The organism is Pseudomonas sp. FP1762, assembly GCF_030687105.1.
GTDB lineage: Bacteria > Pseudomonadota > Gammaproteobacteria > Pseudomonadales > Pseudomonadaceae > Aquipseudomonas > Aquipseudomonas siliginis.
In genome coordinates this window covers 3,909,787-3,932,091 of record NZ_CP117458.1, presented here as the reverse complement: position 1 = coordinate 3,932,091, position 22,305 = coordinate 3,909,787, and the positions used below count along the sequence as shown (strand labels likewise).

The 22,305-nt window shown below is 59.9% G+C and carries 16 protein-coding genes; 11 read left to right on the top strand and 5 right to left on the bottom strand.

The genetic code is table 11. The annotated features are described in order from the left end of the window. Nucleotides 1-140 precede the first annotated feature (140 nt). The 8 genes from tssI (at nucleotide 141) to mnmH (ending at nucleotide 12,697) form a co-directional block, all read left to right on the top strand. Entirely contained in the window at nucleotides 141-2,144 is a 2,004-nt protein-coding gene (tssI, locus tag PSH90_RS17405) for a type VI secretion system tip protein TssI/VgrG (RefSeq protein WP_305381153.1), read from the top strand. Continuing rightward, nucleotides 2,141-3,007: a DUF4123 domain-containing protein gene (locus PSH90_RS17400; RefSeq protein ID WP_150634879.1), complete on the top strand. Its 867-nt coding sequence runs from the start codon at nucleotides 2,141-2,143 to the stop codon at nucleotides 3,005-3,007. Before tssI ends, PSH90_RS17400 begins: the two co-directional genes overlap by 4 nt. Further along, on the top strand, nucleotides 3,004-6,594 hold the full coding sequence (locus PSH90_RS17395; protein WP_370695105.1) for a toxin VasX: 3,591 nt from the start codon (nucleotides 3,004-3,006) through the stop codon (nucleotides 6,592-6,594). The genes PSH90_RS17400 and PSH90_RS17395 overlap by 4 nt, the downstream gene beginning before the upstream one ends. After that, complete coding sequence (locus PSH90_RS17390) at nucleotides 6,584-7,699, top strand: hypothetical protein (RefSeq protein ID WP_305381150.1); 1,116 nt, start codon at nucleotides 6,584-6,586, stop codon at nucleotides 7,697-7,699. Before PSH90_RS17395 ends, PSH90_RS17390 begins: the two co-directional genes overlap by 11 nt. Nucleotides 7,700-7,930: 231 nt before the next feature. Beyond that, nucleotides 7,931-9,046 carry a hypothetical protein gene (locus PSH90_RS17385; RefSeq protein ID WP_305381149.1) on the top strand — a complete coding sequence of 372 codons (1,116 nt, stop codon included), beginning with the start codon at nucleotides 7,931-7,933 and terminating at the stop codon, nucleotides 9,044-9,046. A 201-nt stretch (nucleotides 9,047-9,247) separates the two neighbouring features. Then, nucleotides 9,248-10,387, top strand: a complete 1,140-nt coding sequence (locus PSH90_RS17380) for a hypothetical protein (RefSeq protein WP_305381148.1) — start codon at nucleotides 9,248-9,250, stop codon at nucleotides 10,385-10,387. A 172-nt stretch (nucleotides 10,388-10,559) separates the two neighbouring features. After that, the gene (selD, locus tag PSH90_RS17375) at nucleotides 10,560-11,594 is read left to right on the top strand and encodes a selenide, water dikinase SelD (RefSeq protein ID WP_056788639.1); all 1,035 of its coding nucleotides are present in this window, start codon (nucleotides 10,560-10,562) and stop codon (nucleotides 11,592-11,594) included. Beyond that, a complete protein-coding gene (mnmH, locus tag PSH90_RS17370) occupies nucleotides 11,594-12,697 on the top strand; it encodes a tRNA 2-selenouridine(34) synthase MnmH (RefSeq protein WP_073471374.1) in 1,104 nt (367 codons plus the stop codon). The genes selD and mnmH overlap by 1 nt, the downstream gene beginning before the upstream one ends. A 108-nt stretch (nucleotides 12,698-12,805) precedes the next feature. On the opposite strand, the gene PSH90_RS17365 is transcribed toward mnmH, so the two are convergent. After that, nucleotides 12,806-13,480 (bottom strand): histidine phosphatase family protein, encoded by a 675-nt coding sequence (locus tag PSH90_RS17365; protein WP_305381147.1) that lies wholly within the window; start codon nucleotides 13,478-13,480, stop codon nucleotides 12,806-12,808. Between the two features lie 283 nt (nucleotides 13,481-13,763). Here PSH90_RS17365 and PSH90_RS17360 point away from each other — a divergent pair, with 283 nt between their 5' ends. Together PSH90_RS17360 and hemB are read left to right on the top strand one after the other, a co-directional pair. Continuing rightward, nucleotides 13,764-14,462 carry a glutathione binding-like protein gene (locus PSH90_RS17360; protein WP_122611212.1) on the top strand — a complete coding sequence of 233 codons (699 nt, stop codon included), beginning with the start codon at nucleotides 13,764-13,766 and terminating at the stop codon, nucleotides 14,460-14,462. A 255-nt stretch (nucleotides 14,463-14,717) separates the two neighbouring features. Continuing rightward, the gene (gene hemB, locus PSH90_RS17355; protein WP_150634882.1) at nucleotides 14,718-15,692 is read left to right on the top strand and encodes a porphobilinogen synthase; all 975 of its coding nucleotides are present in this window, start codon (nucleotides 14,718-14,720) and stop codon (nucleotides 15,690-15,692) included. A 96-nt stretch (nucleotides 15,693-15,788) separates the two neighbouring features. Here hemB and PSH90_RS17350 read toward each other — a convergent pair whose 3' ends face one another. The 3 genes from PSH90_RS17350 to PSH90_RS17340 all read right to left on the bottom strand — a co-directional run bounded on the left by PSH90_RS17350 (nucleotide 15,789) and on the right by PSH90_RS17340 (nucleotide 20,287). Next, nucleotides 15,789-16,232 (bottom strand): hypothetical protein, encoded by a 444-nt coding sequence (locus PSH90_RS17350; protein ID WP_252867917.1) that lies wholly within the window; start codon nucleotides 16,230-16,232, stop codon nucleotides 15,789-15,791. A 122-nt stretch (nucleotides 16,233-16,354) separates the two neighbouring features. Then, nucleotides 16,355-17,881 carry an FAD-dependent oxidoreductase gene (locus tag PSH90_RS17345; RefSeq protein WP_252876610.1) on the bottom strand — a complete coding sequence of 509 codons (1,527 nt, stop codon included), beginning with the start codon at nucleotides 17,879-17,881 and terminating at the stop codon, nucleotides 16,355-16,357. Between the two features lie 201 nt (nucleotides 17,882-18,082). Continuing rightward, nucleotides 18,083-20,287: a TonB-dependent siderophore receptor gene (locus PSH90_RS17340; protein WP_305381145.1), complete on the bottom strand. Its 2,205-nt coding sequence runs from the start codon at nucleotides 20,285-20,287 to the stop codon at nucleotides 18,083-18,085. Between the two features lie 268 nt (nucleotides 20,288-20,555). Between PSH90_RS17340 and PSH90_RS17335 the strand changes: the two genes are divergently transcribed. Beyond that, complete coding sequence (locus tag PSH90_RS17335; RefSeq protein ID WP_305381144.1) at nucleotides 20,556-21,638, top strand: DUF1615 domain-containing protein; 1,083 nt, start codon at nucleotides 20,556-20,558, stop codon at nucleotides 21,636-21,638. A 70-nt stretch (nucleotides 21,639-21,708) separates the two neighbouring features. Here PSH90_RS17335 and PSH90_RS17330 read toward each other — a convergent pair whose 3' ends face one another. Next, on the bottom strand, nucleotides 21,709-22,227 hold the full coding sequence (locus tag PSH90_RS17330) for a phage infection protein (protein ID WP_217862971.1): 519 nt from the start codon (nucleotides 22,225-22,227) through the stop codon (nucleotides 21,709-21,711). Between the last annotated feature and the right edge of the window lie 78 nt (nucleotides 22,228-22,305).

The window sequence follows — 22,305 nt, the reverse complement described above, 5'->3', positions numbered from 1 at the left end:
TTCCGTAGGACCCCGGGCGTTTCTCTGTGGGCCACGTCCTTTTCGCTCGCAGACCGGCAAAACAGGGAAACCTCTGACTTCACCCATTGCAGTGCACCGTTGCACAGTCCCGTCTTTCACTCAGACACAGGGACAGGTGGATGCGCATCGCTGGCAGGCCCGTTGTTTTCACTCTCGAGATAGAAGGCGTTGCCCACGATCTTCAAGTGTTCGGTTTTCGCACCCGGGAAGTGCTCAACCAGACCTATGAACTGGATCTCGAGCTGGTCAGCGAGCGGCCCGATCTGGATCTGGAAGGCTTGCTGCATCGGCCGGCCTTTCTCTGTTTCGGTGCCGACGGTAGCGGCATGCACGGGCTGGTCTATCGGGTCGGTCAGGGTGATTGCGGTGTTCGGCTGAGCCGTTACCAGATCACCCTGGCGCCACACCTTGCCTACCTCGCGCATCGGCGCAATCAGCGGATTTTCCAGAACCTGAGCGTGCCGCAGATCATCGCCAATGTGTTGAGCGATCACGGCATGCAGGCCGATGCCTGGCATTTTCAGCTCAGCGCCGAGTACCCGGCGCGGGTGTATTGCGTGCAATATCAGGAATCCGATCTGCACTTCATCCAGAGGCTGTGCGAAGAGGAGGGTCTGCACTTTCACTTCCGTCACCGCCGTGAGGCGCACCTGTTGGTGTTCGGCGACGATCAAACGGCGTTCCTCAAACACGACGTGACGACGCGCTATTTGCAGGGCAACGGCCTGGTTGCCGATGCGCCGGTTATCGACCAGTTCACTGTGCGCCTGGAGCCACGCTCCAACCTCGTCGAGCGCCGCGATTATCACTTCGAAAAGCCTGCGGTGCAGTTGGACGCCAAGGTCAGTGCAGCGCGGTTTCCGCTGCTGGAAGATTATGAGTTTCCCGGGCAGTTCACCCATCGCGAGCGCGGCAAGCACCTCAGCCAGCGTGCGCTGGAGCGCCATGGTGCCGACTATCGTCTGGCTAACGGACGTAGCAATCAGGCGCTGATGCGCGGTGGCAGTTTCATGACCATGGCGGATTACTCGCGCGCCGACTGCAACGATTTATGGTTGCTGACCGAGGTCGAGCACATCGGCAAACAGCCGCAAGTGCTCGAGGAAGCGTTCACCGAGCAGGCTGACGCAGATGGTTTCAGTCAGGGCTATCGCAACCATTTCGTCGCGACGCCGTGGGACGTGGTGTTTCGCCCGCAGCTCAAGCATGTCAAACCGCGCGTCAGTGGCAGTCAGTTGGCGGTGGTGACCGGCCCGCCCGGCGAAGAAATCTACAGCGATGCCTACGGCCGCGTGAAAGTGCAAATGCTCTGGGATCGCGACGGCCAGCGTGATGAACAGTCAAGTTGCTGGCTGCGCGTGGCCACTGCCTGGGCACATGACCGCTACGGCAGCGTGCAGATTCCTCGCGTCGGTATGGAAGTGCTGGTGGGGTTCACCGATGGCGATCCGGACAAACCGCATGTGCTCGCCTGCCTGCCAAACGCCGAAACCCCGGTGCCACTGGACCTGCCGGCGCAACAGACGCGTAGCATCTGGCGCAGCCAGAGCAGTCCCGGTGGCGGTGGTTACAACGAACTGCGCATCGAGGACCGGCAAGGCGCGGAAGAAATCTCCATCAGGGCGCAGCGCGACTTGGTGCAGCACGTGCTCAACGACTTGCGTGTGCAGATCGACAACCTGCACAGCCAAGTGATTGGCGGCGTCTCCAGCCTTGAGTTGCGCGACGAGGAACATCACCTGACCCACGGCAATCGCCTGACTGAACTCAAGCAGGACGATCATCTGTGGGTGCAGGGCGAGCAGCATGTGCGGGTCGCCAGCCAGCGCGTCAGTGCCGCGCAGCAGCTGCATTTCGGCGCGGGCGAGCAGGTGGTTTTCAACAGCGGCCTGCAGATCACTCTGGCTGCTGGCGGGCATTGGCTGACGGTCGGCGCCGCCGGCATTTTCAGCAGTGTGCCGGTGGTGCAGGGCGGGGCGCCGACGGTGTGTCTGCCAGCGGAACCCTTGCTGCCGGGGGCCGCGCCGTTGCTCAAGGCGACGTTCGATGCCGTGCAGCAACGGCATGCGCTGCTGACCACGCGGACCTCGCGTTGCCTGATTTGCGAGGCGGCCCAGGCATGAGCCTTTTGACGGATTGGCCTGAAGGTTTGCCGTGGGCTGAGCAGCAGGCGTTTGTGCTGCTCGACGGTGCGACGATCGCGGATTTGCCGGCGCAACTGCGAAGGCTCGACCCCGCCGCCAACGCTTTTGCGCTGTACGACCAGCCACCGTTTTCGGCCCTGCGTGACGTCTCGCCGCTGCTGGTGGCGCTCGCTGACGCCGACGATCCGGTGGCGCGGTTTTATCGCCAGTACGCCCAACAGGAATGGGGCGTGCTGTTGTTCAGCGCCGCGCCGGCGCATGAAATCGTCGCGCACTTGCGTCAGTTGCTGATCGTCGAGTTGCCGGTCGGCTCGCCGGTGTTGTTGCGGCTGGCGGATGCCGCCGTGGCGCAGGCGCTGTTTGCCAGCGGCGATGCGAGTCTGTTCGGGCCGCTGGGGTGCGTGGTCACGGCGGATGGCGCGCGGGGAGTCTGGCACTGTCAGCGACCTCGGCACGGGCAGGGTGGGGCGCTGGTGGCGCCGTATCGGTTGAGTGCGGAGCAGGATGCCGCGCTGGATCGGGTGGATCGGCGGCGAGTGTTGCTCGACATCGATACCCACCTGCTCAAGCACTTTCCTGACTTTCATGTCGGGGACACGGCAGTTGAACGTTGGCAATTGCTGGAACGCATCCACGCCCATGCCAGCGAGCTTGCCTTGAGCAGCCCGTCCGAGATTCTGCTGTACGCCAACGTGGTGGCATGGCTGGACGATGCAGCGTGCAGTCGGCATCCGCAGATCCATCAGCTGATGCACACACCTTCGCTGCAATCCCCCGGCGAGCGCGTTGCGATTGCCGCTGCAATAGCCTTTCGATGGGCCTCTGAGAGACATCAATCATGAACCACCCCGCCAACCTCGATGCGTTAGCCGCCTCGAAAGCACCTATTGGTGCACCCGCCGCCTGCCCCTTGCGCAACACCCACGTGCAACTATTGCCCCTCGCGTACGGCCTGGTGGAAAAACCCTTCGACCCCAGCACCGAAATCACGCTGCCGTACACCCTGACCACGCGCCCCATGGGCATCCGCCGCCTGCGCGATGGCTGGCTGTACATCGTCGACAGCCTCAGCGGTGAGCTCTACGAATACCGCGTGCTCGACGGCGTCATCAGCGCATTGCTGCATCGCGGCAAAAGCGTCAGCGAGGAGCAGCGCAGCGCCATCGAAGAACGTCCGGCTTTGATCTTCTCGCGTAAAAGCACCCTCTACGTGACCTTCGCCGACGTGCAGTTGAGCGCGGCGAAGTGCCGACAGGTGCTGGACAGCGCGGAGGAGCGCGAGCACTTCCTGCAGGCGGTCGATCTCGGCCCGGTGCATTGTCTGATCGGCGGCGAGCATCTGCTCACCGTGGCCCAGGCGAAACAGTGGCTGGCGGAAGTGGCCTGCACAGCGAAACCGCTGGCCGAGGCGGACGCCACGCGGATGCCGACGGTGCAGGTCAGCGATGCGCCGGAGCATGAGCGAGAACCTTATTTGTGGGAAAACCCACGGCGTTTTCGCGAGGCGCATATCGGCGAATTTCTTGGTCGGGTGCGCGGACCTTATCAGGACGACACGCTGTTTCTGCTGGTCAACGACGACCTCGGGGTGATGCGTGATCTGGCTGATTATCAGGACCTGGTGGTCGGCTGGATCGAGCAGTGGAGCAACACCGACAACAACGAGCGCGACTACCTGCTGGCCAGTTACATCGAGTCGCTGAGCCAGCTCGGATCTCAGGACTTCGACACTTTGGCCAAGGCCAGCGACGATCCGCGCGCCCAGGCATTGTTTGCTGAACTGGAGCAATTGCCCGAACCGGATCGGGAAAATACCCGGCAGGCGCTGCTCGACTATTTGAACAAGGGTGGTGAGGTCGAGCCAGTTGCAGTCGAAGCCACGCCTGAGTTGCAACAGCTTCGCGAAAAGGCATTGGACGAGTCACTGGCGCTGAACCGCTTCGACGGCGTTGCCCCGGATTTCACCGCGCACGCTCGCGTCACCGCCGAGGCGGACCGACGCTTTTACACCCGCGAATATTTTTCTGAAGTCGCCCCGGCCGATTTCGTCGAGCGTCATCTGAGCACACTGGCCGAGCTCGGCAAGGATCAGAGCCGACGCATGAAAGACGTGCTCGACGGCCCGCTGCTCAGCGGCAAACGCGGCATCAACGACCTGATCGACCGCCCGGCCATGGACGAGGTGCTGAACAGTCATCGCGACAACCTCGGACGCTGGAATCGCCTGCTCGAACGCATCACCGCCGATCGCGCGCAACTGCTGTGCGCCGGGCGTTTCCATCGCTCGGCTTGGTATTTCGACGGGCAACTGCCGGCGCAGATCGATCAGGCGCTCGCCAGCGAATACGCCTGCCTCAAGGACATCGGCCGTAGCGACGCGGCCAATGAGCAAATGCTCGGTTACCTCGAGCAGCACCCGCAACTGACACGCCCGTTGTTCTACACCTTGCCGCTGCGCTTGCAGACCGAGCAGGCCGGGCAATATTCAACGCTGTTCAACGCCGGCATGGCGATGTTCAACAACCTGCCGGACTGGCTGGCCAAATTGCAGAGCATCGAGCAGCCACAGCTTCCAGCCCTCGACGATCTGCCGGCACACAGCCGCGTCCTCGCCGATGCCGTGCAAGACACCTACAGCCCGGCGCTGAACCTCGGCCTGAGCCGGGCGCTGGAAGGCTTTGATCTCGCCGGCGAGAAAATCCCCGACCTCGACGAACTGTTCCAGCGCCTGCCCAAAGCCCTGCGCCTGCGCGTCTTCGACGCCGCGCGAACCAGCGGCGTGACCTTCACCGTATCCACCCCGGCGGAACAAGCGGCGCTGCAAGCCACGATCAAGGAAGTGCTGCGCGAGCGCGACTACCTGAAAACCCTCAACCGCGAACGCAACCAGCTCACCCACAACAAAAACCGCCAGGGCCACAAAACCGCCCGGGCGGTGGAAATGCAGCAGGAAATCGTCCGCGTGCGCACGCAACTGGCCTTGTTCGAAGGCCGCCTTGCGGCAGCGCTAAGCCCGATTGACGAACTGCCGGATCGCTCGGCACGGCTGTATGGCGCCACCCCGGCGAAAGCGGGCGTGACGGTGGTGTTTCCGCCGGCGCAGCACGGGGAATTGCGAGGGTTGCTGGAGAATATTCGCGCGGGGGTGGCGGGGGTTTCGAAGGCGAGTCTGGTGCGGACGGAGGGGATGGGGTTGTTGGTGGTGATGGTGCAGGTGGTGAATTTGGTGGGGGCTTATCGAGAGGTGATGAAGCAGACGAGGGACAGGAAGAAGCGGGCGGAGTTTTCCGCGGCCCTTGCCGCGACAGGCGCGGCGGGTTTTACCGCTGCGCAGGGGCTTGCTGATACAGCTTTGAAGGCTCGCAGCACGAGTCTAGTTGGGAGTTTGCAGCTTGAAGCGTTGCAACAGGTTCGTGTGCAAATGGGTAAGTTGCATGTTGGTTTGGGCTTTTTTACTTATTTTTTTGGTTTAAGAACTTCTATTACCAGCCTCGGAAACCAGGATCGAAAATGGCAAGACGCGATCCGCAGTGGCACTCCATCTGAGCAAAGGGCGGCTGCGCTGGCAACGTTGGGCGCTGCAGGTATGGTTGCAGCTAACGGATATGGAGCGAGTAACACTGTCTACGCTTCTTTCAAAGTGTTCACTGCACCTAATAGCTCGGCACGCACGGCCGCTTGGGCTGCAGCTGGTACACGTCTTTCTTTAGTGTTCTTTCGCTTCAATTTGGCCGGTGCGTTGTTCACCGTGCTGGAGTTCGTCGGTACTTGGCTGTTCAATCGTTACAACCTTTCTGCCCATGAGAAGTGGCTGAAAATTACGCCTTGGAGCCGTGATGACGAGATGCGCGGAGACCACTCTCTGGATGACTATCAAAATTATCTGGCGTTTTTGATACACGCTCCTTACGCCCAATCAGGACCTGATCCCAGTGACACCTGGCTGAAGACTTTATTATTTGGCGCCAAACCCAGTGATATCCATTTGGTTCTGCCGAGGCTGGCACTAAATGATCTTCTGCCACCGTTAAACGGTAAACCGAGTCAACGCTTGGGAATCGGTGGCCATAGACTTGTTGCACCGCTGCATGGTCGCGGTGTGCCGCAAGTACGCAAGGAAGTCATTAGTGAGGAGATATTGAGCAGTCTGCGAATCGTGAAGTCATCGACAGATGGTTTGGTGCTTTGTCTTCAGTACCCCATCCGTCACGATTCTGACTATACGCCTGCAAAGGAAACGCTCGAACTTGCCATATGTATCCAGACCGTCAATGGCAAAGGTGGGGCGGAGTCAAGAACGCGCGTGATTCATATTGACCCTCTGGATAGCGGTCATTTTGCTGTAGTAACTCCTGGCTCGGTTAAAGACAATCCTCCGGTTTTGCTGGTAGAAACTCAATACCTCGAATGGGCTGACCATGCTGAATAATCGCAGTAATCCTCTTTCCAGTTCGGAATATGAGGGGGTTAAAAAAGCGGGCGATATTGAGCCGTTTCCTAGCGGGAAGATTACCTATCTCGCACCGTTGCCATTACCTACATCAATGCCGCCTTACGGACCTCATATCGGAGCGTTCAATGACGGATACATGGATTTTGGTCTCGGCTCACTGGAGGTATTCCCATGGCAGCTAATTTTCGGCGGAACGACCGCAGGCACTTTTATGGTGCTCGTTTTATTTCCTTTGTTCACGGGCTTGCTAGGAATTCTTTTTGGCTATGGGAACGAGGCAATTTGGGAATCAATGGTAGGTGTATTCGAAGTGGCATTGGAAAATGAGTTAATTTGCGGCCCCTTGACCCTGTTCATCGGCCTCGGCGTCTGGCACCACGTCCACAAAAAGCGCCTCTCCCTCATCCCAACCCGCTTCAACCGCCAACGCCGCGAAGTCTGCTTCATGCCCGAAGGCGCCATCGAGCCAGTCTTCGTCCCATGGGAATCGCTGTCTGCCTGGATCATCGAAGCCAAAGGCGCCACCCAGTTCGGCATCCACCGCCAATACGGCATGGGCATCGGTTTCTACCAAGGTGAAACCCTCATAAGCCAGGAATTCCAATGCGCCGGCCTGGAGCTCGCGATCAGCCATTGGGAGGCGATTCGCGGTTACATGGAGTACGAAGTCAACGACCTCAAATCAATTCAGGATTTGCAGGATCTGCAAGGCCCGGACGACCCGCCCTACGAAGGCCTGCACACTTTCCGTAACGCCCGCGCGCGGATGCACCAGCAGATTCGTGAAGGCCGCCGCTCGCGGCTGTCGGGGTTCTTTTGGTACCTGTATCACGTCATGACTTTATGGACGATTCCAAACCGTTTGGTCGAATGGGAAGTGCGCCGACTCGAAAGAATCGGCAAGCAGGCGCTGCCGGAAGTCATGCGCGCCTGGTCCGAGCCGCTGCCGAAAGAGCAATGGGCCAAGCCCAGTGAAGAGTTGTTGCGACTGGGTGAACAAGTGCGGCGGATGCACAAGCGCCAGCCGCATCGGCCGATTACACAGATTTTTGCTGAGGTTTGCAGGCGGGCTGTGGACTGATGCAGAGCAGTTTTGTGACCAGAGGAGGGGAGGTTTTTTGCCTGTTTGAGCGCCTTCGCGAGCAGGCTCGCTCCCACAGGGGACCGCGTTGGATGCGGATGTTTCGGTTGATCTTGGCCAAAGTGGGAGACCCTCGGGGTGGCGGCCATTTCTCAATTGTTGCTCCCGGGTCGGTCAAGGAAAACCCGATGGTTCTGCTGGTAGAAACTCAATATCTCGAATGGGCCGACCATGCTGAATAATCACAATGAGCCTCTTGTTGATGCGCAAAGTGAGGTGATCAGAAAAGCGGGCGATGTAGAGCCGTTCCCAAGCGGAAGAATTACCTATCTCGCACCGTTGCCATTACCTACAGCAATGCCGCCTTATGGGCCTCATATCGGAGAGTTAAACGACGGATACATGGACTTTGGGCTTGGATTGCCAGAGGTATTTACGTGGCAGCTAATTTTCGGTGGGCCAACCGCAGGCGCCTTTATGATTATCGTTTTATTTCCTTTAGTTACAGGGTTACTAGGCGTTATTTTTGGCTATGGAAACGGGGCCATTTGGGAATCAATGGTTGGTGTGTTCGAAGCGGGTTACGAGAACCAATCAATTTGCGGCCCCTTGATCCTTCTTATTGGCCTCGGCGTCTGGCACCACGCTCACAAAAAACGCCTCTCCCTCATCCCAACCCGCTTCAACCGTCAACGCCGCGAAGTCTGCTTCATGCCCGAAGGCGCCACCGAACCTGTCTTCGTCCCATGGGAATCGCTGTCCGCCTGGATCATCGAAGCCAAGGGCGCCACCCAGTTCGGCATCCATCGCCAATACGGTATGGGCATCGGTTTCTACCAAGGCGAAACCCTCACCAGCCTCGAATTCCAATGCGCCGGCCTGCAGCTCGCGATCAGCCATTGGGAGGCGATTCGCGGTTACATGGAGTACGAAGTCAACGACCTCAAATCGATTCAGGACCTGCAAGACCTGCAAGGCCCGGACGACCCGCCCCACGAAGGCCTGCACACTTTCCGCAATGCCCGCGCGCGGATGCATCAGCAGATCCGTGAAGGCCACCGCTCGCGGCTGTCGGGGTTCTTTTGGTACCTGTATCACGTCATGACTTTATGGACGATTCCCAACCGTTTGGTCGAATGGGAAGTGCGCCGTCTGGAAAGAATCGGCAAGCAGGCGCTGCCGGAAGTCATGCGCGCCTGGTCCGAGCCGCTGCCGAAAGAGCAATGGGCCAAGCCCAGTGAAGAGTTGTTGCGACTGGGTGAACAAGTGCGGCGGATGCACAAGCGCCAGCCGCATCGGCCGATTACACAGATTTTTGCTGAGGTTTGCAGGCGGGCTGAGTGCTGATGTTGAGCAGTTTTGTGACCAGAGGGAGGGAGGTTTTTTGCCTGTTTGAGCGCCTTCGCGAGCAGGCTCGCTCCCACAGGGGACCGCGCTGGATGCGGATGTTTCGGTTGATCTTGGCCGAGGTGGGAGACCCTCGGGGTGGCGGCCATTTCTCAGTTGTTGCTACCGGGTCGGTCAAGCAAAACCCGATGGTTCTGCTGGTTGAAACTCAATACCTCGGAAGGGCTGACCATGCTGAATAATCACAATGAGCCTCTTGTTGATGCGCAATGTGAGGTGATCAGAAAAGCGGGCGATGTAGAGCCGTTTCCAAGCGGAAAGATCACCTATCTCGCACCGTTGCCACTGCCCACACCGATGCCCCCTTATGGTCCACATATCGGTGAGCTCAATGATGTTTACATGGACTTCGGATTAGGCCAGCCGCAAGTTTTTATGTGGCAAATGACGTTGGGGGGGCCGGTCAGTTTAGCGGTTATGGTCATTTTCATATTCCCCTTGATTACGGGAATGCTGGGTGTCGTATTCGGCTATGGTCCAACACTCATTTGGGAATCAATAGTGGGTATATTCCAAGCAGGATATGAAAGCGCTTTACTGACCGAGCCTTTGATTCTACTGATCGGCCTGGGCGTCTGGCATCACTTCCACAAAAAACGCCTCTCCCTCATTCCAACCCGCTTTAACCGCCAACGCCGCGAAGTGTGCTTCATGCCCGAAGGCGCCATCGAGCCGGTCTTTGTCCCATGGGAATCGCTGTCCGCCTGGATCATCGAAGCCAAGGGCGCCACCCAGTTCGGCATCCATCGCCAATACGGTATGGGCATCGGTTTCTACCAAGGTGAAACCCTCATAAGCCAGGAATTCCAATGCGCCGGCCTGGAGCTCGCGATCAGCCATTGGGAGGCGATTCGCGGTTACATGGAGTACGAAGTCAACGACCTCAAATCGATTCAGGACCTGCAAGACCTGCAAGGCCCGGACGACCCGCCCCACGAAGGCCTGCACACTTTCCGCAATGCCCGCGCGCGGATGCATCAGCAGATCCGTGAAGGCCACCGCTCGCGGCTGTCGGGGTTCTTTTGGTACCTGTATCACGTCATGACTTTATGGACGATTCCCAACCGTTTGGTCGAATGGGAAGTGCGCCGTCTGGAAAGAATCGGCAAGCAGGCGCTGCCGGAAGTCATGCGTGCCTGGTCCGAGCCGCTGCCGAAAGAGCAATGGGCCAAGCCCAGTGAAGAGTTGTTGCGACTGAGTGAACAAGTGCGGCGGATGCACAAGCGCCAGCCGCATCGGCCGATTACGCAGATTTTCGCTGAGGTTTGCAGGCGGGGCTGACTGGGCGGTGCAGGCAGGTTCGATAGCTTTCGCGAGCGGGCTAGCTCCCACAGGAGACCACCGTACAAATGTGGGAGCGAGCCTGCTCGCGAAGGGGCCGCTCGGTCAGCACAAAAATCTGCGCTCTCGCGCTCTGCTAGAATCCGCCCCATTCATTGCCAGAGACTCTCCCATGAGCGAGCCGATTCGTCTGACCCAATACAGCCATGGCGCCGGTTGTGGCTGCAAGATTTCCCCACAGGTGCTGGAAGTGATCCTCGCCGGCAGCGGCGCACAGAACCTTGATCCAAAACTCTGGGTCGGCAACGCATCGCGCGATGACGCGGCGGTGTATGCGATCGATGCCGAGCGCGGTGTGGTGTCGACCACCGATTTCTTCATGCCGATTGTCGATGACCCGTTCGATTTCGGCCGCATCGCCGCAACCAACGCGATCAGCGACATCTACGCGATGGGTGGCGATCCGTTGATGGCGATCGCGATTCTCGGTTGGCCGGTGAATGTGCTGGCGCCGGAAGTGGCGCGGGAAGTGATTCGTGGCGGTCGCTCGGTGTGCGACGCGGCGGGCATTCCGTTGGCGGGGGGGCATTCGATCGATGCGCCGGAGCCGATCTTCGGCCTCGCCGTCACCGGCCTCGTGGAAAAGCGCCACATGAAACGCAACGACACCGCTACCGCCGGTTGCCTGTTGTACCTGACCAAACCGTTGGGCATCGGCATCCTCACCACCGCCGAAAAGAAGGGCAAGTTGCGCGCCGCCGACGTCGGTGTCGCCCGCGACTGGATGTGCACCCTGAACAAGCCTGGCAGCCGCTTCGGCAAACTCGCCGGCGTTACGGCGATGACCGACGTCACCGGTTTCGGCCTGCTCGGGCACTTGGTGGAAATGGCCGACGGCAGCCAGTTGACCGCGCGCATCGCCTACGACCGCGTGCCGCGTCTGGACAGCGTCGAGTACTACCTCGATCAGGGCTGCGTGCCGGGCGGTACGCTGCGCAACTACGACAGCTATTCGAGCAAGGTTGGCCGCGTGCAGGAACTGCACAAACGCGTGCTGTGCGATCCGCAGACCAGCGGCGGTCTGCTGATTGCGGTCACGCCTGAAGGCAATGACGAGTTCCTCGGCGTTGCCGCCGAACTGGGCCTGAACCTTGCGCCGATCGGCGAACTGGTTGAGCGACAGACGAACGCGGTCGAGGTGATTTGATGCTCCGCGACTGCACCGACTACCGCGACATTTTCCTCAACGACCGGCCAATGATGGATGTCCGCGCGCCGGTCGAGTTTCACAAAGGCGCGTTCCCCGGCGTGGTCAATCTGCCGCTGATGAATGATCTGGAGCGGCAGAAGATCGGCACCTGCTACAAGCAGCATGGCCAGCAGGCGGCAATCGAGCTGGGCCACCAACTGGTGTCCGGCGCAGTCAAGGCCGAGCGCATCCAGGCCTGGGCCGAGTTCGCCCGGGCTCATCCCGATGGTTATCTGTATTGTTTTCGCGGTGGCTTGCGCTCGCAGATCACCCAGCAATGGTTGCGCGACGAGGCCGGCATCGACTATCCGCGCGTCGGCGGCGGCTACAAGGCGATGCGCAGCTTTTTGATCGACACCCTTGAGCAGGCCGTCGCGCAGTGTGATTTCGTTTTGCTCGGCGGCATGACCGGCACCGGCAAGACCGAAGTGCTGGTGCAGTTGCGCAACGGTGTGGATCTGGAAGGCCACGCCAACCATCGCGGCTCCAGTTTCGGCAAACGCGCCACCGGGCAGCCGTCGAACATCGATTTCGAGAATCGCCTGGCCATCGACTTTCTGAAGAAACGCGATGCTGGGATCGAGCAGTTTGTGCTCGAAGACGAGAGCCGTGTGGTCGGCAGTTGCGCCTTGCCGTTGACGTTGTATCAGGGCATGCAGCAGTACCCGATGGTCTGGCTGGAAGATCGTTTCGAGGATCGTGTCGAGCGGATCCTGCGTGATTACGTCATCGATCTGTCGGCGGAATTTGCCTCGCTGCACGGCGAAAACGGTTTTGCGCTGTTTTCCGAACGTCTGCTGGAGAGCCTCAACAACGTACAGAAACGCCTCGGCGGTGAGCGCCATTCGCGGATGCTGGCATTGATGGAACAGGCGCTGGCCGAGCAGGGCCGCAGCGGCGCGGTGGACCTGCATCGCGGCTGGATCGAGGGTTTGCTGCGTGAGTACTACGACCCGATGTATGTATTCCAGCGCGAGAAGAAGGGCGGGCGGATCGAGTTTGCCGGGGAGCGTCAGGCGGTGATCGAGTATTTGCGCGCGAGGGTGAGTCAGAAGGCTTGAGGCGCAAGCGGATGGCCTCTTCGCGAGCAGGCTCGCTCCCACAGTTGAAATGCGTTTCCCTGTGGGGGCGAGCCTGCTCGCGAAGACGCAAGGTCAGGCGATACAAACTCAGGTCGGGCAAGTGTCCTTGCCGTTATCCAGTCCCTGTTTGTAGATGTGGCTCTGCAAACTGGCCTTGCCGTTGTGCCACTTCAGGGTCAGCACATACAGCGAATCGAAGTCATCGCCGGCCCAGTCATCGGTGATCTTTTGTCGCTCGCCCACTGCGTTGCCGGCGACCTTGTTGATCAGATCCGGCAGATAACCGTGGGACCAGGCGGTGTAGATCGTCGAGTTGTGATACTTCTCGTCCAGCAGCTCGCGGGCCAGATCGCTGGTGTCGTTGGCGGAGAACTCGATGTTCACCGGCAGGCCGAGCTTGATCGCGGCCGGGCTGATGGTCATCAGCGGACGAATGTAGCTGTAGGAATTGTCCAGCTCGCCTTCCTCGACGTTGCGCGTCGGGTTGGCGGCGAACACGTAATCGGCCTTGCCGAATTTTTCCGGCAGCAGCGTCGACAGGTCGATGGCGCGGTTCAGGCCCTGGCAGTTGAGCTGGCCGAGGCCGCCTTCGGGCTTTTCCGCGTGGCGCAGGAACACCAGCGTCTGTGTGCCGTCCGCCGGTTGGGCGCGGCTTTCGCTGGATTCGAGGGACAGAAAAAGCGCGCTGACTGCCAGCAGGAAGGGCAGGGCCACGTACGCGCGATGTTTGAAACGTTTGGCGAAACTCATCAGGTTCGTCATCAATTCGAGGGTTCTTCAGCAAAATCGGTTAAGGCTGACAAACCTTGGCACCGCGGGCTCCCAGCACCGGGTGTTTCCCTGTCATAAACAGCTTCCTCTGCGAGAAAGGCATAACTCAGAGTCCTGTAATGCCCGTTTGGTTCGATCCGGGCCAGTGCGCAGCACTCTAACGGCAACCTTTGCGGGCATGCAGGCAGGTTAGCGACAGGATGTTACGGTTCGTGTAGGCGCAGCGGCAGGCCTACTTTATGATCGGTTTTCAATTTGTGACTGGATGCTTCCAATGACCGATCTGTCTGCATTCCCGATTACTCAGAAATGGCCGGCGCAGTACCCGGACTGGATTCAGCTCTACTCCCTGCCGACCCCCAACGGCGTCAAAGTGTCGATCATGCTCGAAGAGATCGGCCTGCCGTACGAGCCGCACCGCGTCGGTTTCGACACCAACGACCAGACCTCGGCGGAATTTCTCTCGCTGAACCCGAACAACAAGATCCCGGCGATCCTCGACCCGCATGGCCCGGAAGATAAACCCCTGCCGCTGTTCGAATCCGGCGCGATCCTGATTTATCTGGCCGACAAGAGCGGCCAGCTGCTCGCTCAGGAAGGCGCGCTGCGCTACGAGACCATCCAATGGCTGATGTGGCAGATGGGCGGCATTGGCCCGATGTTCGGCCAGCTCGGTTTCTTCAACAAATTCGCCGGCAAGGATTACGAGGACAAGCGTCCACGCGATCGGTATGTCGAGGAGAGCAAACGCCTGCTGAATGTGCTCAACACTCGCCTCGAAGGCCGCGACTGGATCATGGGCGAGCGCTACACCATCGCCGACATCGCCACGTTCCCGTGGGTGCGCAATCTTCTCGGGTTTTATGAGGCCGGGGATCTGGTCGGCATTCAGAATTTCCCCAATGTCACCCGAGTGCTGGAGCGGTTTCTAGCTCGCCCGGCCGTCATTCGTGGCCTGACCATCCCATCCTGACTTTCAGTTGTACACATGCCCCCTGTGGGAGCTGGCTTGCCAGCGATGAAGCCAGCACAGTCAACCTCATTGGTGACTGACCTGCCGCCATCGCTGGCAAGCCAGCTCCCACAGGAATTTGAAATGTACATGCAGGATTATTACAAGCCCGGTAACGCTCTCTTGATCGATCCAGGTTTGTCCCGCACCCGCCGCAAGGCATAAGCTTCGCCCCCTACGACTTTCGTCTCATCCGCTGTTTTCAGGAAAGGCCCCATGTCCAGTCAGTTCCCCGAAGCACGTCCCCGCCGTCTGCGCCGCAATGCGAGCCTGCGCAGTCTGTTCCAGGAAACCGAGTTCAGCCTGAACGATCTGGTCCTGCCAATCTTCGTCGAGGAAGACATCGACGACTTCGTGCAGATCACCAGCATGCCCGGCGTGCAGCGCATCCCCGAGCGTAAACTGGCCAGTGAAATCGAGCGCTATGCCCGTGCCGGGATCAAGTCTGTGATGACCTTTGGCGTGTCCCATCATCTCGATGCCAACGGCAGCGATACCTGGCGCGAAGACGGTCTGGTGTCGCGCATGTCGCGCATTGCCAAGGACGCCGTGCCGGAAATGATCGTGATGTCCGACACCTGCTTCTGCGAATACACCGATCACGGCCATTGCGGCGTGATGCACAACCACGAAGTCGACAATGACCAGACCCTGATCAACCTCGGCAAACAAGCCGTAGCGGCCGCCCGCGCCGGTGCTGACGTGATTGCGCCGTCGGCGGCGATGGACGGCCAGGTGCGCGCGATTCGCCAGGCGCTCGACGCTGCCGGCTTCACGCAGATTCCGATCATGGCCTACTCGACCAAATTCGCTTCGGCACTCTACGGCCCGTTCCGCGAGGCTGGCGGCAGCGCGCTCAAGGGCGACCGCAAAAGCTATCAGATGAACCCGATGAACCGCCGCGAAGCCCTGCGCGAATCGCTGCTTGATGAACAGGAAGGCGCCGATGCGCTGATGGTCAAACCGGCCGGTGCTTACCTCGACATCATCCGCGACATCCGCCAGGCCTCGAACCTGCCACTGGCGGCGTATCAGGTCAGCGGCGAGTACGCGATGATCAAGTTCGGCGCCCAGGCTGGGGCGATCGATGAGGATCGCGTGGTCCGCGAAAGCCTTGGCGCAATCAAGCGTGCGGGGGCGGATCTGATCTTCACTTACTTTGCGATGGATCTGGCGTTGGCGGGGATCTGAGAAAGGAATCGCAACTTGCAGCATTGCCTATATGGAATGGTTGCTCCTTGTAGGCAGAGGCGTCAGGTTGCGATCGTCTCCATGATCCGATTTTTATCAGAAAAGAGCTTTGCTGAGTTTGACACCTAGCGACGCAGTGACATACAGCGTTGAAGCACCAGTTTTGTGTTCGACTGGATCGAAATCAGCTTTGATTACTCCACTGAAACGAGTTTTATTTTCAGAAATCGTTAGATGCAAGATTGATTGATTGGGCGATGCGTACGTCCAACCTGCATGATTTGCAAAGTAGAATGCGGCGTACTGGTAGTAGGTCGAAGGTATTTCATATGTTCCATCTTCCAGATCGCTGAAAATTTGAAATATAAAAGACCTGTCGTTGGCCTCCGTTCTCCCTCGGAACTCATATTTTACCCGCTGGGTTGAACGCAACTCGATCAAAGCAGCATTTAAAGGTTGGTGGTCGGCGACTTCGAACAGTGCGTTTAATGTTCCAGTGACCTCTATGTCTTGCACTTGTTCTGCGGTGGACAGTTCCATCTTGATTGCTCCTTGAAAACGGTGAGCAATGATTAGAGGTGGCGCTGCGCAATGCGTCCACTGTCAGAGTTGACAGGTGTTCAGGTCTTTCCGACGAATGGCTGGCCAACAAAGTGTGAAGGTCACTGAAAAGGCCGGATGCCGTGATCGAGGAAGTAGCGTTCGATCACCTTCGGATCGGCGCTGCTATCGGCAATCGCCACATAGGTATCCGGCCGCAGCAGGTAAAACCCGTTGCGCCCCAACCCCGCCGTTTTGAACGCCGGGCGCCAGTCGAAGACGTGCAGCGGCAAGTGGTGTTCGGCGCACCAGGCGATCATCTCGTCGCTGGTGTCGCCATAGACATGCACCTGCCAGCATGGCTGCCGTAGCGGTTCGAAATTATCCCCTTCGCCATCATGCGCCCACGGCAAGCGGTCGCCGCCGTGCACGTGGCCGGCTTCACCCTGGCTCAGTGGCATGCCGCGATAGTTGAGGGTGACTTGCGAGACCGTGCGAAACAGGAATTCGCGGCTGGCTTCGAACCCGGCCATTTTCGGCAGCAGAAACGGCGCCACACGCATCCGTAGCAGATCGGCCATGCGACCCTGCGCGGTGACGAAACTGAAGACCTTGTCGGTGGTGGAGACCAGTCGGCGAGCGAAGGCGATGCGCTCGGTTTCGTAGGTGTCGAGCAGTTTCGGTTCGGCACCACCGCTGAGCACGGCGGCGAGCTTCCAGGCCAGATTGATTGCATCGCCAATGCCCGTGTTCATGCCCTGGCCACCGGCCGGACTGTGTACATGGGCGGCATCGCCGAGCAGAAACGCCCGGCCGTTGCGAAAGTGCTCGGCCACGCGGTGATGCACGCGGTAGGTGGAGAACCAGTGCACGTCTTCGATATGCACTTTCAGGTGTTCGATGGCGCGGCTGCTGACGTCGGCAAATTGCAGGGTTTCGGCACGCTCGGCGCGTTCGTCACGCACCGTGCCGATCAGTCGCGCGCGGCCTTCGCCGGCCAGTGGAAACACCGCGAGAAAATCCGCTTGGTCCAGGTCCAGATGCAACTCGCCATTGAGCGCCGGGCCGCTGGCCGTGATATCGGCGACGTAGAAAATCTGCTGATAGGTGCCGCCGGGGAAGTCGGTGTCGAGGGCTTTGCGCACCACCGAACGGGCGCCGTCGCAACCGGCCAGATAACAGGCCTGACAGACTTCCTGCCGGCCATCGGGCAGGCGCAGGTGGGCGGTGAGGGTGTCGCCGGTTTCCTCGAAGCTGTCCAGTGCGGTATTGCGCTCCACACTGACGCCGTAATCTTCGAGGCGCTCAAGCAACAGCCGTTCGTGCTCGTCCTGCGGGAAAATCTCGACAAACGCGTAGGGCGTCAGGCCTTCGCCGATGCGCTTGAGGGGCAACTGCGCGACCGGTTTGCCGTTGACCCAGAAATTCGCCGCAGCGACCTGATGGCCGCGACGCACGATGGTGTCGGCGAGGTCGAGTTGGCGATACAGCTCGAGGGTGCGTGCCTGCACGGCCAGAGCGCGGGAAGTGGTGCCTGGCGCCGAGGTCTTGTCGATGATGCGCACGCGCACGCCGAGTTTGCTCAGCCACAGCGCCAGGACCAGACCGGTCGGGCCGGCGCCGATGATCAGCACGTCGCTGCGGTTCATGGGGCTGTCCTCCTGTGGCTGTGCAGCAAGTATGGATCAGGTCGCCAGTTCCGGCCTCTTCGCGAGCAGGCTCGCTCCCACAGGGAACGCATTCCAGTGTGGGAGCGAGCCTGCTCGCGAAGCGTCCGGTCAAGCACCACAAAAACCAGAAAGGCCCCGCAACCGTGAAGCTGCGGGGCCTTTTCTGCGACGCAATGACGCTTAGAAGTCGATCGTCCCCGACAACTTCGCCACTCGCGGTTCGCCTTGGGTCAGGTAGCCGCCCTGAGCCGATTCCCAGTACTTCTTGTTCGCCACGTTTTCAACGCCGAATCGCAGCGTCACGTCCTTCTCCGACACCTTGAACGCATAACGCGCGCCTGCATCGAAGCGGTTCCACGTTGGCAGGCTGAGGTTGTTCGCTGCGTCGGCGTATTGCCCGCCGGTGCGCAGCATCCGCGCATTCAGCGCAACGCCTTGCAGGCCTGGCACGTCCCAGTCCACGCCAGCGTTGAACTGGAAGGTCGGTACGCCGATGGCGTGGTTACCGTCGTTGGCGCCATTGAGGGTGTTTTTCAGTTCGGTGTCCATCAGGGTCAGGCCACTGATCAGGCGCAGGCCGTCGATCGGCTCGCCGAACACGTTCATCTCCACGCCTTTGTTGATCTGTTCGCCTTCACGGACGTAGGTGCAAGTGGTCGGACTGTTAATTTCGCAGTAGCCATCGCTTGGCTGTTCGATGCGGTAAACACCGAGGCTCGCACCGTAGGTGCCCATGTCGACTTTCACGCCCAGTTCGGTCTGCTTGGAGCGTTTCGGTGCGTAGACCTCGTTGCCGTTGGTGACGCGGAAACCGCCGGAGCTGGTCGGCGAAGTCGGCCCTTGGGCCAGGCCTTCGATATGGTTGGCGTAGAACGACACATGCTCCCACGGCTTGAACACGATGCCGTACACCGGAGTGGTGATCGATTCGTCGTAGCTCGACGAACGCGGGCCGCTGCCGTAGCTGGCGTAGCTGTAACCCTGCACCACCAGTTGCTGACGACGCAGACCGGCGGTGACCAGCAGGCGATCGTCGAAGAACCCGAGGGTGTCGGAAATCGCCACGCTGCGGTTGAAGGTCTTGCCGACGATGCCCGGATCGTTGAGATCGCCACCGGCGAAGTTGCCGACCGGCGCTGGGGTAGTGATCGGGTGATAGATGTTGTTGGAGTAGCGGGTCAGGTCGAAGTCATAAGCGCTGCGCTGCTCGGCCCAAATCCCGGTCAGGCCGAAATTCAGCTTGTGGCTGACTGGCCCGGTGTTGAATTTGCCGTTGAGGCCGGCCATGACGCTGGTGTTGTCCTCATCGTGGGGGACGAACGAGCCGGTGGTGAACGAGGCGCCGCTGTTGCCGACCAGCGTGGTCGAGTTATAGCGCCCGACTTCACGGGTGTGCTTGGCGCCACCGGCGGCGTAGGCGGTCCAGTTGTCGTTGAGGTCGTACTCGGCGCGGAGCATGCCGAAGGTGTCTTCGATGTCGGTGTAACCCCATTTCGGCGCGTAGTTGGTGTCCGCCGATGGCGCATCCGGGATGTGCGTGGCGGTGCCGAGGTTGACCGAGCTGCGGCCGCCGTTGACGCGTTCCTTCTGATAGGCGAAGTCACCGGAAACCCGTAGCGCATCGCCGCGATAATCCAGACCGATGGCGAACAGTTTCGAGCGCTGGTTCTCGTGATCGATACCGGTGTCGCCTTCGCGCTGCGACAGGTTGACCCGCGCGCCGAAGCGGTTGTCTTCACCGAAACGCTGGCCGATATCGAAGTGATGACCGATGCGGCCTTCGCTGTTGATGTCGGTGGTGTAACGACGCAGCGGCACGTCGCCGGCGCGCTTGGGTTGCAGGTTGACGCCGCCGCCGATGCCGGAGCCGGTCGGCGTTACGCCGTTGATGAAAGCGTTGGGGCCTTTGAACACTTCCACGCGCTCCAGCGCATCGGTGGAAATGATCTGCCGGGGCAACACGCCGTACAGGCCGTTATAGGAAATGTCGTCGCCATTGAGCGGCAGGCCGCGAATCATGAAGACCTGCGCCTGGTTGGAGAAGCCCGAGGCCTGGCGCACGGAAGAATCGTTGAGCAGCACGTCGGCGACGTTTTCCGCCTGCTGATCCTGGATCAACTGCTCGGTGTAGGACGCCGCACTGAAGGGCACGTCCATCATGTCCTGATTGCCGAGCACGCCCAACTGGCCGCCGCGCGCAACCTGACCGCCAGCGTAGACCGGGGGCAGGGCGTTGGGTGTCGGGGCTTGGGCATTGACGTTGACGTCGTCGAGCACCAGCTCTTTGCTGTTTTGTTCAGCGGCGTGGGCGGTAACGGTCAGGGAGCACAGCAGGGCAAGCAAAGTCGGGCGAAATGGAGCGCCGAGTCGAGCTGAAGCGGGCATGTCGGATCCTGGAGGCGAGCGGCCAAAGAAAAATAAGGGCGGCGCGGAACTCCTTGCGCTAATGCGACTCCAGGCGCGAATGATAGGGTTTCGCAGTAACGTTTTGCAATCAGTTTGTCATCAGCGTGTAGGAGCTGCCGAAGGCTGCGATCTTTTGATTTTGATCTTGATCTGATCTGCAAAAAGCAAGATCAAAAGATCGCAGCCTGCGGCAGCTCCTACGGGGGTTGTGTATGGTGTTGTGGCTAATTTGATTGGATGGAGCAACATGCGATTACTCATTACTCTCGGCGCCGTGCTACTGCTCGCCGGTTGCGCCAGCCAGCCCAGCAACGAACCGGCGCCGCGTCCGCCGGCTGAAGTGAAGGCGGAAATTGTTCGGCTGTTGCCGGCAAAAACTGCCGACCGTCAGGGTTGGGCCACGGACATATATGCCGCGTTCGCCGCGCAAGGCATCAACACCACCACGCAGAATCTGTGTTCGGTACTGGCCGTGGCCGAGCAGGAGTCGACTTTCCAGGCCGACCCGACGGTGCCCGGGCTGGGCAAGATCGCCCGCGACGAAATCGACCGCCGCGCCGCCAAGGTGCACATCCCCAGCCTGCTGGTCAGCGGCGCTTTACAAGTGCGCTCGCCCAACGGCAAGAGCTACAGCGAGCGTCTGAATGCGGCGCGCAGTGAAAAGGAACTGAGCGCGATTTTCGACGACTTCATCGGCATGGTGCCGATGGGCCGTACGCTGTTCGGCGGCTTCAACCCGGTGCACACCGGCGGGCCGATGCAGGTCAGCATCGAATTCGCCGAGGAGCACGCCAAGGATTATCCGTACACGGTGGACGGCACGATCCGCCGTGAAGTGTTCAGCCGGCGCGGCGGCATGTATTTCGGCATCGCCCATTTGCTCGGTTACCCGGTGAATTACCGCGAGCCGTTGTATCGTTTCGCCGATTTCAACGCCGGCTGGTACGCCAGTCGCAATGCCGCGTTTCAGAATGCGGTCAGCCGCGCGTCCGGCATCCCCCTGACTCTGGACGGCGACCTGATTCGCTACGACTCGATCATGCCCGGCAGTACCGAACTGGCGGTGCGCACCCTCGGCAAGTCGCTGGGCATGCGCAACCCGACGATTCGCGATCAACTGGAGAAGGGCAAAACCCTGGAATTCGAAGAGACCAGACTCTATCAACGCGTGTTCGAACTGGCGGAGCGGGCCGAAGGCAAGGCGTTACCGCGCGCGGTATTGCCGGGGATTGTGCTGCAGAGTCCGAAGATCACCCGCAAACTCACCACTGCCTGGTTCGCCAAGCGCGTGGACGAGCGTTACAAGCGCTGCATGGCGAAGGCCGGATAAAACACGCAGACATAAAAAACCCGGCTGCGGGAGCCGGGTTTCTCTGCGGTGTTGCGCTTGCAGTGATGCATCAGGCAACACGGCGTTCGATCAGACGATCCGAGCCACCTTCAGCAACGCGGCGTTCGATCAGACGATCCGAACCACCTTCAGCAACACGGCGTTCGATCAGACGATCCGAACCACCTTCAGCAACACGGCGTTCGATCAGACGATCCGAACCACCTTCAGCAACACGGCGTTCGATCAGACGATCCGAACCACCTTCAGCAACGCGGCGTTCGATCAGACGATCAGAGCCACCTTCGGCAACGCGGCGTTCGATCAGACGATCCGAACCGCCTTCGGCAACGCGGCGTTCGATCAGACGATCCGAACCACCTTCGGCAACGCGGCGTTCGATCAGACGATCCGAACCACCTTCGGCAACGCGGCGTTCGATCAGACGATCGGAACCACCTTCGGCCAGACGGCTTTCGATCAGCTTGTCCGAACCGCCTTCGGCGATCATGGTGTGCGCCGGGGTGGCGGCGAAAGCGTTAACTGCGAAAACCGAGAAAGCAATGCTGAGAAGAGTCTGGCGTTTCATGATGGTGTGCTCCGGGGTGTTGTTGGTTGGTATGGAGCTGATGTTACGCCCGGAATTTTTTATGAGAACTTCATTGCC